Origin of the sequence: Pedobacter sp. AW31-3R (assembly GCF_052180285.1) — a bacterium.
GTDB lineage: Bacteria > Bacteroidota > Bacteroidia > Sphingobacteriales > Sphingobacteriaceae > Pedobacter.
Map to the genome: position 1 here is coordinate 655744 of NZ_CP197475.1, position 17058 is coordinate 672801.

Sequence of the window (17058 nt, forward strand, 5' to 3'; positions counted from 1 at the left end):
AGCCTTAATTAAATAAATATTATGAGCCAAAGAATCAGAATTAAATTAAAATCTTACGATTATAATCTGGTAGATAAATCTGCTGAGAAAATCGTTAAGACTGTAAAACCTACAGGTGCAGTGGTTAGCGGGCCAATTCCGTTGCCAACAGAAAAGAAAATCTTCACTGTTTTGCGTTCACCACACGTGAACAAAAAAGCGCGTGAGCAGTTTCAATTATGTGCATACAAACGTTTGTTAGACATTTATAGCTCTAACTCTAAAACTGTTGATGCGTTAATGAAACTTGAATTACCTAGCGGTGTTGAAGTGGAAATTAAAGTTTAATTAGTTTTTTTTATAAAGAAGCCTCCGGATTTATTTCTGGAGGCTTCTTTGTTTAGTTTTTTTGAGATCACAATTTTTAATCTTAAAAAATCAAAATGGCTAGCCTATGTAGATTCCTGTAGTAGTAAATTACTTTGGTAAAATTTTCCTTGGAAAGAATGAAAAACCAGGAACGAAAATGGGCTTTAAACGAAGGAGTGGTTAACAATCACTATCCCTATCCCCCGTTTTTATAGTCGTCCAGTTTATTGCGCTCATCCTGCAGCTCCCGGGCCAGCTTCTTTTCCTTATCATTGGCCTTAACTTTATAGGCTTGGTATTCTTGGGAAATTTCTTCATACAAGTTACTGCGGTATTTCGCCTCCTGCACACTTTTAGCAGAACGGATGCTAACGAAGGCGAAAGCCAAAGCAAATACAATGATGAGTGACCATACAATCGTGTTATAGGCTGATTTGCTGAACGATATCCCAAGAAATGATATCTCGTCTATTTTTGCATTTGTGTCTGCCAAGGAGTTCTCCTTGCCCTTGATCTGATTATTCAGAGCTTGTATGGATTTTTCCTGTTCAGCGATCTTCATTCTCGCTTTTTTGAGTAGCACAATATTGGTCTTCAGACTATCATTTACACTTTGATAAAATGCAGCCAGACGATATGGATTGACCAGCTTAAATCCGTTAAGGGTTTTGGATTTGGCTAACATCAGATTATACTGTCCTTTCAAACTTGGATCTGCCAACGGGATGGCATGAGGAATAGAAGGAGCAACAGCTTTTTTACTAGTGTCCTGCGCAGAAGCACCTAGAGAGGCCGCGGAAAGAATAAAACAGGTAAAGATTGCGAGTATATAATTCTTCATAAGTTTTTGTTTGGTCTAAAAATAACAATCATATGTTAATTTTATTGTGTGTTGATTGTAGATAGTATATTTGTATCGAATGTCGGTATTAGTATTTACAATTATTGTTTTATCGGGTGCTTTTTTAGCTGGGTTGCTAGGCTCATTGACAGGTTTAGGCGGTGGGGTAATCATCATTCCTTTGCTGACACTGGTGTTGGGAGTGGATATTCATTATGCCATCGGGGCTTCTGTTGTCTCTGTCATTGCCACTTCATCCGGTTCGGCCGCGGCTTATGTAAAAGAAGGCATCACTAATATCCGTATAGGTATGTTCCTAGAAATTGCAACAACGATCAGTGCCGTATTGGGTGCAGTTATTACTGTGTATATTAATCCTGGATATATAGCTGTGATCTTTGGCTGTATCCTGCTCTTTTCAGCAGTTATGATGGTGCGTAAAAAAGTAGATCAGTCGGTTGAGAGCAGTTCAGGAGTGCTGGCCAACTTTTTTAAACTGAATGGATCATACCCCACAGCTCAGGGGACTGTAAAATATGGCGTACACAATGTGGCTGGTGGGTTTGTGATGATGTTCTTTGCAGGGATTATTTCTGGTTTATTGGGCATCGGATCAGGTGCTTTGAAAGTGCTGGCAATGGATAACATTATGAAACTACCTTTCAAGGTTTCCACGACAACAAGTAATTTCATGATGGGCGTCACTGCCGCGGCAAGTGCAATTGTTTACCTGCATAGGGGACAAATTGATCCGGGAATTGCCATGCCGGTAACCCTTGGGGTATTATTAGGCGCTACTGTAGGTTCCAAAATACTGGTCAGGACAAATACAGACAAGCTGAAAGTAATATTTGCAGTAGTCGTCACCTTTCTTGCTTTACAAATGATTTATAATGGACTGTCGGGGAAACTGTAATGAAGCAACAAGGAAAACATTATTTTGCAGATAAAGACATACAGGTCGTTCTTGGAACACTGCTACGGGTAGGGGTGATTGCATCGATGGCGGTGGTCTTCGTGGGTGGGGTTATTTATCTCAGTATGTATAGCTCATATATGATTGATTATGAGATTTTTAATCCGCAAAAGACACCCTATTCTTCTATCCTGATGATCTTCCATGGACTGCTTACCTTAGATGGAAAAGCCATTATTCAGTTCGGTACATTGTTGCTGATCTTTACACCGGTAACCCGTATTGTATTTTCGATTTTCAGCTTTCTAATTGAAAAAGATTACCTCTATGTGCTGATCGGATTATTTGTCCTGGGAATTATATTGATCAGTTTGAGTAACAAGCTGGTAGGCTAAAAACCGGTTTAACCGGGCATTCTGTCAATTATCCAAAAATAATAGCAAATATTTGAAAAAATAATACGCTAACTATTTGAAAATTAAGATTTCTTTCCTATTTTTGCCCTCCCTTAACGGGAATTGTATCCACCTTGAACGAAGCCCTACTGCTTCGATGGGTGTTAAATTAAAAAAAGAAAATGTCAGGTATTATTGGAAAAAAAGTAGGAATGACCAGCATTTTCGACGCCGATGGAAAAAACATTCCATGTACGGTGATCGAAGCTGGGCCTTGTGTAGTTACACAGGTTAAGACCGAAGAGAAAGACGGTTACGTTTCAGTTCAGTTAGGCTTCAGTGAAGCTAAAGAAAAGAACACTACCAAGCCTCTTATGGGCCACTTTGCGAAAGCAAACACCACACCAAAACGTAAATTAGTAGAATTTGCTCCGTTTGAAGAATCGTTGAATTTAGGCGATACGGTAACGGTAAGTATTTTTGCTGAAGGCGATTTCGTGGATGTAGTTGGTACATCAAAAGGTAAAGGTTTTCAGGGTGTTGTGAAACGCCATGGATTCGGTGGTGTTGGTGGTCAGACTCACGGTCAGCACAACAGGATGCGTGCGCCGGGTTCATTGGGTGCTGCTTCATACCCTGCACGTGTATTTAAAGGTATGCGTATGGCAGGTAGAATGGGTGGAGACAGAGTGAAAGTTCAGAACTTACAAGTTTTGAAAGTTTATGCTGAGCAAAACCTTGTTGTAGTTAGTGGTTCCATTCCAGGAGCTAAAGGTTCTTACGTAATCTTAGACAAGTAAGCAAGATGGAAGTTAATGTAGTAAACATTTCAGGAAAAGAGACAGGTGCCAAGGTGCAGCTTCCTGAGTCGGTATTTGGTGTAACACCTAGCGATCATGCGATTTATTTAGATGTGAAACAGTATTTGGCTAACCAACGTCAGGGAACTCACAAATCTAAGCAACGTAATGAGATTGCAGGTTCAACCCGTAAATTGTATAAACAAAAAGGTACTGGTGGTGCCCGTGCTGGTAGCATTAAATCACCTTTATTTAATGGTGGTGGTCGTGTATTCGGTCCTCAGCCGCGTGATTACAGTTTTAAATTGAATAAAAAATTAAAATCACTGGCGCGTAAATCTGCGTTGTCATACAAAGCTCAGGATAACAATATCCTTGTTTTGGAAGATTTTACTTTTGACACAATCAAAACTAAAAATTACGTTAACCTTATTAATGCGTTAAGCTTAGCAGGTGAAAAAACTTTATTGGTTTTACCTGCACAAGATAACAATATCTATTTATCAAGCAGAAACGTTCAGAAAGTAAAAGTAATCACTGCGGATCAGGTGAATACATATGATGTATTGAACTGCGGTAAACTTTTGTTAACTGCGAATACTGTTAAAACATTGGAGGAGGCATTTGCCAAGTAATATGGAATTTTTAAGAAAACCAATATTAACCGAAAAAGCTTCTGCTTTAACAGAAAAGTCTAACCGCTTTACTTTCAGAGTAGAACACAAAGCAAATAAATTGCAAATTAAATCCGCTATTGAAAAAATGTATGGTGTGAACATTTTAGCTATTAACACAATGATTGTTACTGGTAAAATGAAAAGCAGAAATACTAAAGGTGGTTTAGTTACGGGACGTAGCCCGAAATACAAGAAAGCAATTGTAACCCTGGCAGCAGGTGAGACGATTGATTATTACGCGAATATTTAATAAGAATTGAATAATTTATAACTATGGGCTTAAGAAAATTTAAACCAGTTACTCCGGGAACCCGCTTTAGAGTTGGGGCTGATTTCTCGGAGATTACAGCAACCAAGCCCGAAAAATCATTGGTTGTTTCTTCTAAGAAATCGGGAGGACGTAACAATACAGGAAAGATGACTATGCGCTACATGGGTGGTGGTCACAAAAAATCTTACCGTTTAATTGACTTTAAACGTGATAAGTTTGATATTCCTGCTACAGTAGCTACTATTGAATACGATCCAAACCGTACCGCACGTATTGCATTACTACATTATGCAGATGGTGAGAAGCGTTATATTATTGCACCGGAAGGATTGCAAGTGGGACAAAAAGTATTATCAGGAGAGACAGCAACTCCAGAAGTTGGAAATACTTTAAAATTAGCTAATATCCCTTTGGGTTCGATTGTTCACAATCTTGAAATCCAACCGGGCCGTGGTGCGCAGCTGGCTCGTAGTGCTGGTGCTTACGCACAATTAGCTGCACGTGATGGTAAATATGCAACATTGAAAATGCCTTCAGGAGAGATAAGATCTATCTTAACTTCTTGCCTAGCAACAATTGGAGCTGTTTCCAATTCAGATCACGCTAACGAGGTATTAGGTAAAGCAGGCCGTAAACGTTGGTTGGGACGTCGTCCAAGAACCCGTCCGGTATCTATGAACCCTGTCGATCACCCAATGGGTGGTGGTGAAGGTCGTTCATCAGGAGGTCAGCCAAGATCAAGGAATGGTATCTATTCTAAAGGCTTCAAGACCCGCTCACTTAAAAAATACTCAAATCGTTTCATCATAGAGAAAAGGAAGAAATAATGGCTCGTTCGATTAAAAAAGGACCTTATATTGACCATAACGTAGAGAAGAAAGTAGTATCTATGAATGATTCAGGCAAAAAGTCTGTCATTAAAACTTGGTCACGCAGATCAATGATCTCACCAGATTTCGTGGGTCATACATTTGCAGTGCATAACGGTAATAAATTCATACCGGTATACGTAACAGAAAACATGGTTGGTCACAAGCTGGGAGAGTTTGCTCCAACCAGAACATTTAGGGGTCACTCTGAAAAGAAAAAATAATTAAGAGATGGAAGCAGTAGCGAAATTAAACAATTGTCCAACCTCACCGCGTAAGATGCGTTTGGTTGTAGATCTTATCAGAGGTGAGCGTGTTGAGAAAGCATTAAGTATTTTGAAATTCACCAATAAAGAAGCAGCATTAAAGGTTGAGAAACTTTTGTTGTCTGCGATCAAAAACTGGGAAGCTAAAAATGAAGGTTCTCGCCCTGAAGAAAACCAATTATATGTAAAAACTATAATGGTTGGTGGCGGCCGTCAGTTGAAAAGACTGAGACCTGCACCCCAAGGTCGTGGTTACAGAATACGTAAACGTTCAAACCACGTTACTTTGATAGTAGATAGTAAAAACGTTGAAACTCAAACTAATTAGTAGAAATGGGACAAAAAGCACATCCAATAGGAAACAGGTTAGGAATCATCAGAGGTTGGGATTCTAACTGGTTCGGTGGCAACAACTATGCTGACAAATTAGTTGAGGACGAAAAAATAAGAAAATACCTTTCTGTGCGTATTGCAAAAGGAGGAGTAGCTAAAGTAGTTATTGAGCGTACGTTAAAACGTATCACTGTAACTATCCACACTGCACGTCCGGGTATTGTGATCGGTAAAGCAGGAGCTGAGGTTGATAAAATCAAAGAAGAGTTAAAGAAACTTACAAAAAAAGAGATTCAGATTAACATTTTTGAGATCAAACGTCCTGAGCTTGATGCACAACTGGTTGCAGAAAGTGTTGCGAAACAATTAGAAGCAAGGATCTCCTTCCGTAGAGCAATGAAATCTACTATCGCATCAACCATGCGTATGGGCGCTGAAGGTATCAAAATCATGACATCAGGCCGTTTAGGTGGTGCTGAAATGGCACGTAGCGAACAGTATAAAGAAGGAAGAATTCCTTTGCATACTTTCCGTGCGGACATTGATTATGCATTGGCTGAAGCATTAACTACTTATGGTAAAATAGGTGTTAAAGTTTGGATCTGCAAAGGCGAGGTTTACGGTAAACGTGATCTTTCTCCAAACATTGGTGCAACAAGTAATGCTCCTGGTAAAGGTGGCAGACCTGAAGGTGCATTTGCAGGTGGTGGCAGAGATAGAGATAACCGTGGCGGTGGCGACAGACGTAACGACAACAAAGGTCGTGGCGGTAGGGGCCCAGGTCAGGGAGCTCCGGGTCAAGGCAGAGATAATAGAGGCGGAAACACTCCTAACAGAGGTCCTCGGAAATAATTAGTTAACAGATCGTTTTACGATAATATTAAGATAAAATGTTACAGCCAAAAAGAACGAAGTTCAGAAAGATGCAAAAGGGCAGAATGAAAGGTTTAGCTTCACGTGGAGCTGAATTGTCATTCGGGTCTTTCGGGATTAAATCTTTAGAGGCGACCTGGATCACCAGTCGCCAAATAGAGGCAGCCCGTATTGCGGTAACTCGTTTCATGAAACGTGAAGGCCAAGTGTGGATTAGAATTTTCCCGGACAAACCGGTAACTAAGAAACCAGCTGAAGTACGTATGGGTAAAGGTAAAGGTGCGCCGGAATACTGGGTAGCTGTTGTTAGACCAGGACGCGTTATTTTTGAAGCAGAAGGTGTACCTTTAGAAGTTGCTAAAGAAGCTATGCGTTTAGCTGCACAAAAATTACCGATACAAACCAAATTTGTAGTACGTAGAGATTACGTAGAGGCATAAAAAGTTTTGGGGTCAATGTTGTAAGTAACTTGTTATTATAACCGCTAGACCCAGAACATAAAAATTAATAAAATGAAGAACTCAGAAATCACAGGGCTTTCACAAGAAGAACTAGTAGTCAGAATTGCAGAAGAAACAGAAAACTTGGTTAAGTTAAAATTTGCACATACAATTTCGGCTATAGAGAATCCTACCCGCATTAGTAAGGTAAGAAAAGACATCGCCCGATTAAATACTGAAATGACTAAGCGTAAGGCGGCGTCAGCTAGTGAAACTAAATAACTTTAGAGTCGAAATGGAAAGACAATTAAGAAAAACAAGAACCGGGTTGGTAGTGAGTAACAAGATGGATAAATCTGTTGTTGTTGCGGTAGAGCGTAAAGTGAAGCACCCGATCTATGGTAAGTTTGTTAAGAAAACTACCAAATTTATGGCTCATGACGAGAAAAACGATTGCGGTATTGGTGATACAGTACTGATCATGGAGACTCGTCCGCTGAGTAAAAACAAGAACTGGAGATTAGTGGAAATTTTAGAGAGGGCTAAATAACATGGTACAACAGGAATCGAGATTAAATGTAGCCGATAATAGCGGCGCAAAACAAGTATTGGTTATCCGTGTACTTGGTGGTACTGGTAAGAGATATGCATCTATAGGTGACAAAATCGTTGTTACTGTTAAAAGTGCAATTCCTTCAGGTAACATTAAAAAAGGTACCGTATCTAAAGCAGTTGTAGTAAGAACGAAAAAAGAGATCAGACGTAAAGATGGTTCTTACATCCGTTTCGACGATAATGCAGCGGTATTGTTAAATGCACAAGATGAGCCACGTGGAACACGTATTTTTGGCCCGGTAGCGAGAGAACTGCGTGAAAAACAATTCATGAAAATTGTATCATTAGCACCGGAGGTATTATAATATGAAAAATAAAGTAACTGTTCAACCAAAAATTAAAATCCGTAAAGGAGATTTAGTAAAGGTTATCGCTGGTGATTCAAGAGGCCAGGAAGGTAAAGTACTTTCAGTATTGATTACTAAAAGTAGAATACTGGTAGAAGGTGTAAACCTTGTATCTAAACATACAAAACCAAATGCTGCTAATCCTAACGGAGGTATCATTAAAAAAGAAGCTGCTCTTCATATTTCTAACGTGGCGTTAGTAGATCCTAAAACAGGTGCGACTACGCGTGTTGGCAGAAAGCTTAATGCTGATGGGAAATTAGTTAGGGTATCTAAAAAATCAGGAGAGGAGATCAAATAATGACTTACATACCAAGATTAAAGACTAAATATAAAGAGGAGATTGTAACCGCACTTAAAGAAAAGTTCGCTTACAAAACTGTAATGCAGGTTCCTAAGTTGGAGAAAATTGCTATCAACCAGGGTGTTGGTCGTTTCTCTGTGACTGACAAGAAAATTATCGACACTTCTATCGTGGAGATGACTACAATTGCAGGTCAGCAGGCAGTAGGTTCGAAATCTAAAAAAGATATCTCAAATTTCAAATTACGTAAAGGTATGCCAGTAGGTGTACGTGTAACTTTACGCGATAACAACATGTTTGAGTTTTTAGATCGTTTAATTTCCGTAGCTTTGCCACGTATCCGCGATTTTAAAGGTATCAATGATAAAGGTTTTGATGGAAAAGGTAACTACACACTGGGTATTACTGAGCAAATCATCTTCCCTGAAATCAACATCGATAAAATTAATAAGATTTTAGGTATGGATATTACCTTTGTAACAACTGCAACAAATGATGTTGAAGCATTGGAACTTTTAAAACAATTTGGATTACCATTTAAAAATCAAACCCCTAATACAAATCAATAATGGCAAGAGAAGGAGTAAAAGCTCGCGAAGTAAAGCGCCAAAAATTGGTAGCTAAGTTTGCAGAAAAACGCGCAGAACTTAAAGCTGCCGGTGATTATGAAGGATTAGATAAATTACCAAAAAATTCTTCGGCTGTACGTTTGCACAACCGTTGTAAATTGACTGGTCGTCCTCGTGGTTACATGCGTACTTTCGGTATATCAAGGGTTACTTTCCGCGATATGGCTTTGGCAGGAAAAATTCCTGGTGTAACTAAAGCAAGCTGGTAAAAAAATCGTTATTCGTTAGTGTATTACGTTGAGAAACGTAATACTTCTAGCGTTTGTACGTTAACAAAAAAATTAACCGATGGCAGGTCGTTCCGAATGGTTCGGAAAGGAAACCACTATCACAAATCAATAATAATGAATACAGATCCAATCGCAGATTATCTGACAAGAGTAAGAAATGCTATCAAAGCAAATCACAGAATTGTAGAAATTCCTGCATCAAACCTGAAAAAAGAAATTACAAAAGTTCTTTTCGATAAAGGTTACATTGCTAATTACAAGTTTGAAGAGACTACTGTTCAAGGAACGATTAAAATCGCTTTGAAGTACAATCCAATTACTAAAATACCTGCGATCCGCACTTTGGCGCGCATCAGCAAACCAGGTTTAAGGCAATATGCTGGCGTAGAAAACATGCCAAGAGTACTAAATGGTTTAGGTATCGCAATTTTATCTACATCGAAAGGTGTAATGACTGATAAAGAAGCAGCCAGACTAAACATTGGTGGCGAAGTTTTGTGTCACGTTTATTAATTAAAGGAGGATAACAAAATGTCAAGAATAGGAAAAGCCCCAATAAATGTACCAGCAGGAGTAACGATTACTGTATCTAAAGATAACGTAGTTACAGTTAAAGGTCCTAAAGGTGAATTAACTCAAGCTGTAGATTCAGATATCACAGTTAGTCAGGAAGAAGGAGTACTTACTGTACAACGCCCGACTGAGCAAAAAAGACACAAAGCATTGCACGGTTTATACCGTTCATTGATCAACAATATGGTTGTTGGTGTTACAGAAGGTTATAAAATATCACAGGAATTAGTAGGTGTGGGTTACCGCGCTACAAACACAGGAAATACCCTGGATCTTGTTTTAGGTTATTCTCACCATTATGTATTCCAGTTACCGGAAGAGATTAAAGTGACTACTACCTCAGAAAAAGGTCAGACTCCTAAAATCATTTTAGAAAGTATTGACAAACAATTGATCGGACAAGTAGCAGCGAAAATACGCTCATTACGTGCACCAGAACCATATAAAGGTAAAGGTATCAAGTTTGTAGGCGAAGTGTTAAGAAGAAAAGCAGGTAAATCAGCTTCTAAAAAATAATCATCATGGCAGGGAAAAAATTATCTCGTAGAGATCGTATAAAAAAAGGAATCAGAAAAAGACTTACCGGTTCTGAAAGCCGTCCAAGGTTATCAGTTTATAGAAGCAATAAAGGGATTTATGCTCAGATTATTAACGATGTAACCGGAAGCACAATTGTATCAGCATCATCACTTTCAAAAGATTTTGCAAGTAATGGCAATAAATCAGAGCAATCTGTAGCTGTAGGTAAATTAGTAGCTGAAAAAGCAATCGCAGCAGGCATTAAAGAAGTTGTTTTCGATAGAAATGGCTATTTATACCATGGTCGCGTTAAATCGCTGGCAGATGGTGCGCGTGAAGCTGGTTTAGTATTTTAATCTGAAAATAGGATAAGAATGTCAACTATCAATATAAAAAGAGTTAAGACTAGCGAGGTCGAATTAAAAGACCGTTTAGTTAGCATACAGCGTGTTGCCAAAGTTACCAAAGGTGGACGTACATTCAGCTTCTCAGCGATCGTAGTTGTTGGAGATGAAAACGGAATCGTTGGTTACGGATTAGGTAAAGCGAAAGAGGTTACAGAAGCTATTGCAAAAGGTATCGATGATGCTAAAAAGAATTTGGTAAAAGTTCCTTTGTTGAATGGTACTGTTCCTCACGAACAAATCGGTAAATTCTCTGGTGGTTTTGTATTAATCAAACCAGCAGCTGTAGGTACCGGTGTTATTGCAGGTGGTGCGATGCGTGCTGTATTAGAGAGTGCTGGAGTACACAACGTATTAGCAAAATCAAAAGGTTCATCAAATCCTCACAACGTGGTTAAAGCAACTGTTGATGCTTTAACAAAAATGCGTGATGCTTACACAGTAGCACAACAACGTGGTGTTGATTTAAACAAAGTTTTTAACGGATAAGAACATGGCTAAGATCAAAATAACCCAGGTAAAAAGTATCATTGACAGAAGTGAGCGTCAAAAAAGAACAATGCAGGCTTTAGGTTTAACTAAAATGAACAAGTCTGTTATTGTTGAGGCGAACCCGGCTATCATTGGAATGGTAAGAAAAGTTAATCACTTGGTTGCCATAGAAACTATATAATTCTTAGCGGTTGCAAAAGTAGTTTATATTGCTACATTTGCAACCGTTATTATTTGTTTAACCGTTGTCCCTGATTAGTGAAAGCGAAGGGCAACACAATAAGTTTAAAATGAACTTAAGTAATTTAAAACCTGCATCAGGTTCAATTAAAAATAGTAAAAGGATAGGTCGTGGTACCGGTTCTGGTCGTGGTGGAACTTCCACTCGTGGTCATAAAGGAGCGGGATCGCGTTCAGGTCACAAAAACAAAATCGGTTTTGAAGGTGGTCAGATGCCATTACAGCGTCGTGTACCTAAAGTAGGTTTCAAGCCTATTAACCGTGTTGAATATGTAGGCGTTAACTTAGACGTGTTACAAGGTTTGGCAGAGCGTTTTGAACTGACTGTTATTGATTTTACTACACTTCAGGATCATGGTTTGGCTCACAAAAATGACTTAGTTAAAATTTTAGGTCGTGGTGAAGTTAAATCGAAAATTGAAGTTAAAGCACATGCTTTTTCTGCTACTGCACAAAAAGCTATTGAAGCTGTTGGAGGCTCAATCGAAAAATTGTAATTAATGAAGAAGCTGTTTACTACTTTAGGTAATATTTGGAAAATTCAAGAATTAAGAGAGCGTATAGTTTTTACGCTCCTAATTCTTTTGGTCTATAGGTTTGTTTCTCACGTGGTTCTGCCAGGTGTAGATGCAACAGCCTTAGGCGATAATCAGAAATCCGGAATCCTGGGTCTGCTGGATATGTTCGCCGGGGGGTCATTTTCCCGTGTGTCTATACTGGCGCTTGGAGTTATGCCATATATTTCTGCATCAATTGTAGTTCAGTTATTGGGAATTGCTGTTCCTTCCTTCCAAAAAATGCAAAAAGAGGGAGAAAGTGGCAGAAATAAGTTGAATCAGATTACCAGGTACTTAACTGTAGCTATTACAGCTGTTCAGGCTGTAGGATATGTTAAAACACAGGTTCCTGCGGAAGCCATTCTAATTGATCCTACCTTATTCTTTGTTTTGTCAACATTTGTGTTGTCTGCAGGAACATTGTTCGTGATGTGGTTAGGGGAAAAAATCACTGATAAAGGTATTGGTAACGGTATTTCACTGATCATTATGGTTGGTATTATTGCTCGTTTACCTATCGCCCTTGACCAGGAGATCAGATCAAGATTAGTTGGCGACGGAGGAGGCTTAATTGCGCTTATCCTTGAAATCGTTGCACTTTTCGGTGTGGTGATGTTTACCATTCTTATTGTTCAGGGCGTACGTAAAGTTCCTGTGCAGTATGCAAAACGTATTGTAGGTAACAGACAGTTCGGTGGTGTAAGACAGTATATTCCTTTAAAAGTAAATGCTGCTGGTGTGATGCCAATTATCTTTGCTCAGGCATTGATGTTCATCCCTACTACACTTACACAGTTTTTCCCTACGTTACAAAATACATGGTTAATCCAGTTTAGCGATCCAACCTCTTTAGCTTATAGTTTAACATTCGCATTCTTAATCATTGCATTTACGTTCTTCTATACCGCGATTACAGTAAATCCGGTACAGATGTCTGATGATATGAAAAAGAACGGAGGATTTATTCCTGGAATTAAACCAGGTCTGGCTACCTCATCATTTATTGATGATGTTATTTCTAAGATTACCTTCCCGGGATCAGTATTCCTGGCAATAATTGCTATCCTTCCATCGCTTGCGGTGAAGTTTGGTATTAAATCTGAGTTTGCCCATTTCTATGGAGGTACATCCCTACTGATTTTAGTAGGTGTTGTATTGGATACTTTACAACAAATTGAGAGTTATTTATTAATGCGTCATTATGATGGATTAATGAAAACAGGAAGAGTTACTGGTCGTACAGGAGTACCCGCTGCCAATACAACTGGTAGCAGTGCAGTAATTTAATATTGAATGTCTAAGATCTATTATAAGTCTCCTGAGGAGATTGAGCTGATCCGTGAAAGTTCACTAATTGTTTCCAAGACTCTGGCTGAAGTAGCCAGAATCATCGAACCTGGAGTGACTACGAAAGCTTTAAATACTCTTGCGGAGACTTATATTCAAGATCATGGCGCAATACCTGCATTCTTAAACTACAATGGCTTCCCATATTCATTATGTATTTCCCCAAATGAACAGATTGTTCATGGGTTTCCAGGTGATTATGTGATACAGGAAGGTGATTTAATTTCTGTCGATTGTGGCGTAATTAAAAACAGTTTCTTTGGGGATTCGGCTTATACTTTTCAGATAGGAGAAATAAGCTCAGAACAGCAGAAACTGATTGATGTTACCCAGGAATGTTTAAAGCGTGCTATTGACAAGGCTGTAGTAGGATCAAGGATCGGAGATATTGGTTTTGCAGTCCAGTCTTTAGCAGAAGACAATGGCTTCAGTGTAGTAAGAGAGCTTGTGGGGCACGGAGTCGGTGTGGAGTTGCATGAAAAACCTGAGGTTCCTAATTATGGGCGCAGAGGACATGGAATGAAATTGGAGGAAGGAATGGTAATTGCCATTGAACCAATGATAAACGCCGGCACTGCTAACGTAAAGTTCTGGTCTGATGGTTGGACAGTAACAAGTAGAGACAATCGGCCTTCAGCACATTTCGAACACACTGTTGCAGTAAAAAAGGGCAAAGCAGATGTTTTATCGACATTTTCTTTTATTGAAGAAGTTTTAAAAGAAAAAAGGTAAAAAATTAAATTATTTTATTTAATTTTGCAACCCTGTTTAATAGCAGCTAATTAAGTAAAAATCAATATTATATGGCTAAACAAGCCTCAATTGAACAAGACGGTGTAATAAGAGAAGCATTATCCAATGCCATGTTCCGGGTAGAACTGGAGAATGGTCATGAGATTATTGCTCATATTTCAGGTAAGATGAGGATGCACTACATCAAAATTCTTCCTGGAGACAAAGTAAAATTAGAGATGTCGCCTTACGATTTATCAAAGGGCAGGATTACTTATAGATATAAATAAAATGAAAGTTAGGTCATCAATTAAAAAACGCAGTGCTGATTGCAAGATTATTCGCCGTAAAGGTAAACTTTACGTTATTAACAAGAAAAATCCTAAGTACAAACAGCGTCAAGGTTAAAAAGAAATTATTGAGTTATGATTAGATTGAATGTACAGGTTACTCAATCGGTCATTTAATCAAATAATCAAACATTAGTTCAAATATGGCAAGGATATCAGGTATTGATTTACCAAGAAACAAAAGAGGCGAAATCGGACTAACTTACATCTTCGGTGTAGGCAGGTCAACTGCTCAGCGTATATTAACTGAAGCAGGTATCGATTTTAGCAAGAAAGTACAAGACTGGTCTGATGATGAGTTATCAGCAATCCGTACAATTATCAACGATAGCATTAAAGTAGAAGGTGCTTTACGTTCTGAGGTTCAATTGAATATTAAACGTTTAATGGACATTGGATGTTACCGTGGATTACGTCACAGAAAAGGTTTACCAGTTCGTGGACAGCGCACTAAAAACAATTCTCGTACACGTAAAGGCAAGAGAAAAACAGTTGCTAACAAGAAAAAAGCTACTAAATAGAATTTAGTACCGAATAATAATTATGGCTAAAAGTAAAAAAGTAACCAAAAAGCGTATTGTTGTTATTGAGTCTGTTGGTCAGGCCCACATCAATGCTACTTTTAACAATATCATTGTTACCCTAACAAACAATAACGGTCAAACTATTTCATGGTCTTCGGCCGGTAAAATGGGATTTAAGGGTTCTAAAAAGAACACTCCATATGCTGCTGGCCAAGCTGCATCTGATTGCGGTAAAGTAGCATTTGATTTAGGTCTGCGTAAAGTAGAGGTTTTTGTTAAAGGTCCGGGTTCAGGTCGTGAGTCTGCAATTAGAACATTGCAAATCTCAGGTATCGAAGTGACTTCGATCAAAGATATTACACCGCTTCCGCACAACGGATGTCGTCCTCCTAAAAAGAGAAGAGTTTAATTTATTAATTTTTAAAGCTAAGAGTCTGCAGCTTAGGGTTGCACGATACTTTAAAACAAAGCACAATGGCAAGATATACAGGACCTAAGTCCAAAATCGCGCGTAAATTCAGAGAGCCAATTTTCGGCCCTGACAAGGTATTAGATAGAAAAAACTATCCTCCTGGACAACATGGAGCGTCAAAAAGAAGAGGTAAACAATCCGAGTACGCTGTACAGTTGATGGAGAAACAAAAAGTTAAATACACTTATGGTGTATTAGAACGTCAATTCCGTAACTTGTTTACTAAGGCTTCTTCCCGTGAGGGCATTACAGGTGATAACTTACTTCAGTTATTAGAAGCACGTTTAGATAACACAGTTTATAGATTAGGTATTGCGACAACACGTTCAGCTGCACGCCAGTTAGTTAGCCATAAACACGTAACAGTGAACGGTGAAGTAGTAAATATCCCTTCTTACCAACTAAAAGCAGGAGATGTTGTTGCAGTACGTGAAAAATCAAAATCATTGGAAAGCATTGCAAATTCAGTAGCAGGCAGAGTAATCAATAAATTCAATTGGTTAGACTGGAATGCAAGTGAATTGACAGGTAAATTCCTAGCTTATCCTAATCGTGATGAGATTCCGGAAAATATTAAAGAAAACTTGATTATAGAGTTGTACTCTAAGTAATATAATTCAATTGGCTGCCTTGGTTTTCAGGGCAGCTGATTTTTACGTTACAATAATTTTAATAACGATCTAAAAACATTATAAATGGCAATTTTAGCATTTCAGAAACCCGATAAGGTCATCATGCAGAAATCAAATGATTTCGATGGTATATTTGAATTTCGTCCCTTAGAACCCGGTTTCGGTGTAACAATTGGTAATGCCCTAAGAAGAATTCTTCTTTCTTCATTAGAAGGTTATGCCATTACAAGTATTCGTTTTTCTGGCGTTTCACATGAGTTTTCTACCATGAAAGGTGTGGTAGAGGATTTAACTGAAATTATCCTGAATTTAAAACAGGTTCGTTTTAAAAAAGTTGGTGATTCAGGTGACTCTGAAAAAGTTTTTATTGTAGTTAATGGCCAGGATCAGTTTCTTGCTGGAGACATTACCAAATTCTCTAACAATTTCGAAGTCCTTAATCCGGAGTTCGTTATCTGTAACATGGAGAAGTCGGTTACTTTAGAGGTAGAATTGACTATCAATAAAGGACGTGGTTATGTTCCTGCAGAAGAAAATAAAATAAATGATGCTGTTGTTGGTGTAATTGCGATTGATTCGATCTTTACCCCAATGAAAAATGTAAAATATACGATTGAAAACTATCGTGTTGAGCAGAAAACAGATTATGAAAAATTAATTTTAGAAATTGCTACTGATGGATCTATCCATCCGGAGGAAGCTTTGAAAGAAGCAGCTAAAATTTTAATCCAACATTTCATGTTGTTCTCTGATGAGAATTTGGTGTTGGAATCACAAGCTAAAGAAGAAACTAAGGAAGTTGATGAAGAGATTTTACATATGCGTAAAATACTTAAGACTGAATTGGTAGATCTTGATCTATCAGTTCGTGCGTTGAACTGTTTAAAAGCGGCTGATATCCGTACTTTAGCGGATCTCGTATCTTATGATGTAGCTGATATGTTAAAATTCAGAAATTTCGGTAAGAAATCATTGACAGAGATTCAGGAGCTAGTGAAATCAAAAAGCTTATCATTTGGAATGAATTTATCTAAATTCAAACTGGACGAAGAATAAAATAAC

32 protein-coding genes are annotated in these 17058 nt (G+C 38.4%); 31 read left to right on the plus strand and 1 reads right to left on the minus strand.

What is annotated here, in order from left to right; translation table 11 throughout:
- Positions 1–21: 21 nt before the first annotated feature.
- Positions 22–327: a 30S ribosomal protein S10 gene (gene rpsJ / locus ACSBL2_RS02680; protein ID WP_008244591.1), complete on the plus strand. Its 306-nt coding sequence runs from the start codon at positions 22–24 to the stop codon at positions 325–327.
- Between the two features lie 217 nt (positions 328–544).
- On the opposite strand, the gene ACSBL2_RS02685 is transcribed toward rpsJ, so the two are convergent.
- On the minus strand, positions 545–1189 hold the full coding sequence (locus ACSBL2_RS02685) for a hypothetical protein (protein ID WP_442590141.1): 645 nt from the start codon (positions 1187–1189) through the stop codon (positions 545–547).
- A 79-nt stretch (positions 1190–1268) separates the two neighbouring features.
- On the opposite strand from ACSBL2_RS02685, the gene ACSBL2_RS02690 reads away from it, so the two are divergent.
- The 30 genes from ACSBL2_RS02690 to ACSBL2_RS02835 all read left to right on the plus strand — a co-directional run bounded on the left by ACSBL2_RS02690 (position 1269) and on the right by ACSBL2_RS02835 (position 17052).
- Positions 1269–2105 (plus strand): sulfite exporter TauE/SafE family protein, encoded by an 837-nt coding sequence (locus ACSBL2_RS02690; protein WP_442590142.1) that lies wholly within the window; start codon positions 1269–1271, stop codon positions 2103–2105.
- Positions 2105–2500, plus strand: coding sequence for a DUF1634 domain-containing protein (locus ACSBL2_RS02695; protein WP_442590143.1), 396 nt, complete (start codon positions 2105–2107; stop codon positions 2498–2500). Before ACSBL2_RS02690 ends, ACSBL2_RS02695 begins: the two co-directional genes overlap by 1 nt.
- A gap of 182 nt (positions 2501–2682) precedes the next feature.
- Positions 2683–3300 (plus strand): 50S ribosomal protein L3, encoded by a 618-nt coding sequence (gene rplC, locus ACSBL2_RS02700; RefSeq protein WP_442590144.1) that lies wholly within the window; start codon positions 2683–2685, stop codon positions 3298–3300.
- Positions 3301–3305: 5 nt separating this feature from the next.
- The gene (rplD, locus tag ACSBL2_RS02705) at positions 3306–3935 is read left to right on the plus strand and encodes a 50S ribosomal protein L4 (RefSeq protein WP_442590145.1); all 630 of its coding nucleotides are present in this window, start codon (positions 3306–3308) and stop codon (positions 3933–3935) included.
- Between the two features lies 1 nt (position 3936).
- Complete coding sequence (gene rplW / locus ACSBL2_RS02710; protein ID WP_442590146.1) at positions 3937–4227, plus strand: 50S ribosomal protein L23; 291 nt, start codon at positions 3937–3939, stop codon at positions 4225–4227.
- A gap of 23 nt (positions 4228–4250) precedes the next feature.
- The gene (gene rplB, locus ACSBL2_RS02715) at positions 4251–5075 is read left to right on the plus strand and encodes a 50S ribosomal protein L2 (protein WP_442590147.1); all 825 of its coding nucleotides are present in this window, start codon (positions 4251–4253) and stop codon (positions 5073–5075) included.
- Positions 5075–5341: a 30S ribosomal protein S19 gene (gene rpsS, locus ACSBL2_RS02720; RefSeq protein WP_008244581.1), complete on the plus strand. Its 267-nt coding sequence runs from the start codon at positions 5075–5077 to the stop codon at positions 5339–5341. Before rplB ends, rpsS begins: the two co-directional genes overlap by 1 nt.
- A 7-nt stretch (positions 5342–5348) precedes the next feature.
- A complete protein-coding gene (rplV, locus tag ACSBL2_RS02725) occupies positions 5349–5711 on the plus strand; it encodes a 50S ribosomal protein L22 (RefSeq protein ID WP_442590148.1) in 363 nt (120 codons plus the stop codon).
- Positions 5712–5716: 5 nt separating this feature from the next.
- The gene (rpsC, locus tag ACSBL2_RS02730; protein WP_442590149.1) at positions 5717–6568 is read left to right on the plus strand and encodes a 30S ribosomal protein S3; all 852 of its coding nucleotides are present in this window, start codon (positions 5717–5719) and stop codon (positions 6566–6568) included.
- 38 nt (positions 6569–6606) lie between these two features.
- On the plus strand, positions 6607–7029 hold the full coding sequence (gene rplP, locus ACSBL2_RS02735; RefSeq protein WP_442590150.1) for a 50S ribosomal protein L16: 423 nt from the start codon (positions 6607–6609) through the stop codon (positions 7027–7029).
- 72 nt (positions 7030–7101) lie between these two features.
- Entirely contained in the window at positions 7102–7311 is a 210-nt protein-coding gene (gene rpmC / locus ACSBL2_RS02740; RefSeq protein ID WP_442590151.1) for a 50S ribosomal protein L29, read from the plus strand.
- Between the two features lie 13 nt (positions 7312–7324).
- On the plus strand, positions 7325–7579 hold the full coding sequence (rpsQ, locus tag ACSBL2_RS02745; RefSeq protein ID WP_037442595.1) for a 30S ribosomal protein S17: 255 nt from the start codon (positions 7325–7327) through the stop codon (positions 7577–7579).
- Position 7580: 1 nt separating this feature from the next.
- Positions 7581–7949: a 50S ribosomal protein L14 gene (gene rplN / locus ACSBL2_RS02750; RefSeq protein ID WP_037442593.1), complete on the plus strand. Its 369-nt coding sequence runs from the start codon at positions 7581–7583 to the stop codon at positions 7947–7949.
- Between the two features lies 1 nt (position 7950).
- Positions 7951–8292 (plus strand): 50S ribosomal protein L24, encoded by a 342-nt coding sequence (gene rplX / locus ACSBL2_RS02755; RefSeq protein ID WP_442590152.1) that lies wholly within the window; start codon positions 7951–7953, stop codon positions 8290–8292.
- Positions 8292–8864, plus strand: a complete 573-nt coding sequence (rplE, locus tag ACSBL2_RS02760) for a 50S ribosomal protein L5 (protein ID WP_442590153.1) — start codon at positions 8292–8294, stop codon at positions 8862–8864. Before rplX ends, rplE begins: the two co-directional genes overlap by 1 nt.
- Complete coding sequence (gene rpsN / locus ACSBL2_RS02765) at positions 8864–9133, plus strand: 30S ribosomal protein S14 (protein WP_442590154.1); 270 nt, start codon at positions 8864–8866, stop codon at positions 9131–9133. The genes rplE and rpsN overlap by 1 nt, the downstream gene beginning before the upstream one ends.
- Positions 9134–9268: 135 nt before the next feature.
- Entirely contained in the window at positions 9269–9667 is a 399-nt protein-coding gene (rpsH, locus tag ACSBL2_RS02770) for a 30S ribosomal protein S8 (RefSeq protein WP_442590155.1), read from the plus strand.
- An 18-nt stretch (positions 9668–9685) separates the two neighbouring features.
- On the plus strand, positions 9686–10243 hold the full coding sequence (gene rplF / locus ACSBL2_RS02775) for a 50S ribosomal protein L6 (protein ID WP_442590156.1): 558 nt from the start codon (positions 9686–9688) through the stop codon (positions 10241–10243).
- Between the two features lie 5 nt (positions 10244–10248).
- Positions 10249–10602, plus strand: coding sequence for a 50S ribosomal protein L18 (gene rplR / locus ACSBL2_RS02780; RefSeq protein WP_442590157.1), 354 nt, complete (start codon positions 10249–10251; stop codon positions 10600–10602).
- Positions 10603–10620: 18 nt separating this feature from the next.
- The gene (gene rpsE, locus ACSBL2_RS02785) at positions 10621–11139 is read left to right on the plus strand and encodes a 30S ribosomal protein S5 (RefSeq protein WP_090555282.1); all 519 of its coding nucleotides are present in this window, start codon (positions 10621–10623) and stop codon (positions 11137–11139) included.
- Positions 11140–11143: 4 nt separating this feature from the next.
- Entirely contained in the window at positions 11144–11323 is a 180-nt protein-coding gene (gene rpmD, locus ACSBL2_RS02790; RefSeq protein ID WP_265829929.1) for a 50S ribosomal protein L30, read from the plus strand.
- Positions 11324–11432: 109 nt separating this feature from the next.
- On the plus strand, positions 11433–11879 hold the full coding sequence (gene rplO, locus ACSBL2_RS02795) for a 50S ribosomal protein L15 (RefSeq protein ID WP_442590158.1): 447 nt from the start codon (positions 11433–11435) through the stop codon (positions 11877–11879).
- Positions 11880–11882: 3 nt separating this feature from the next.
- Entirely contained in the window at positions 11883–13226 is a 1344-nt protein-coding gene (gene secY / locus ACSBL2_RS02800) for a preprotein translocase subunit SecY (protein ID WP_442590159.1), read from the plus strand.
- Positions 13227–13232: 6 nt separating this feature from the next.
- Positions 13233–14018 (plus strand): type I methionyl aminopeptidase, encoded by a 786-nt coding sequence (gene map / locus ACSBL2_RS02805; RefSeq protein ID WP_442590160.1) that lies wholly within the window; start codon positions 13233–13235, stop codon positions 14016–14018.
- A 71-nt stretch (positions 14019–14089) separates the two neighbouring features.
- Complete coding sequence (gene infA, locus ACSBL2_RS02810) at positions 14090–14308, plus strand: translation initiation factor IF-1 (protein WP_008244555.1); 219 nt, start codon at positions 14090–14092, stop codon at positions 14306–14308.
- Between the two features lies 1 nt (position 14309).
- Positions 14310–14426 carry a 50S ribosomal protein L36 gene (gene rpmJ, locus ACSBL2_RS02815; protein ID WP_010599887.1) on the plus strand — a complete coding sequence of 39 codons (117 nt, stop codon included), beginning with the start codon at positions 14310–14312 and terminating at the stop codon, positions 14424–14426.
- 85 nt (positions 14427–14511) lie between these two features.
- Positions 14512–14889: a 30S ribosomal protein S13 gene (gene rpsM, locus ACSBL2_RS02820; protein ID WP_265829933.1), complete on the plus strand. Its 378-nt coding sequence runs from the start codon at positions 14512–14514 to the stop codon at positions 14887–14889.
- A gap of 22 nt (positions 14890–14911) precedes the next feature.
- On the plus strand, positions 14912–15301 hold the full coding sequence (gene rpsK, locus ACSBL2_RS02825) for a 30S ribosomal protein S11 (RefSeq protein ID WP_265829934.1): 390 nt from the start codon (positions 14912–14914) through the stop codon (positions 15299–15301).
- Positions 15302–15366: 65 nt separating this feature from the next.
- Positions 15367–15975 carry a 30S ribosomal protein S4 gene (rpsD, locus tag ACSBL2_RS02830; RefSeq protein ID WP_442590161.1) on the plus strand — a complete coding sequence of 203 codons (609 nt, stop codon included), beginning with the start codon at positions 15367–15369 and terminating at the stop codon, positions 15973–15975.
- A gap of 84 nt (positions 15976–16059) precedes the next feature.
- Complete coding sequence (locus ACSBL2_RS02835; protein WP_442590162.1) at positions 16060–17052, plus strand: DNA-directed RNA polymerase subunit alpha; 993 nt, start codon at positions 16060–16062, stop codon at positions 17050–17052.
- Positions 17053–17058 lie beyond the last annotated feature (6 nt).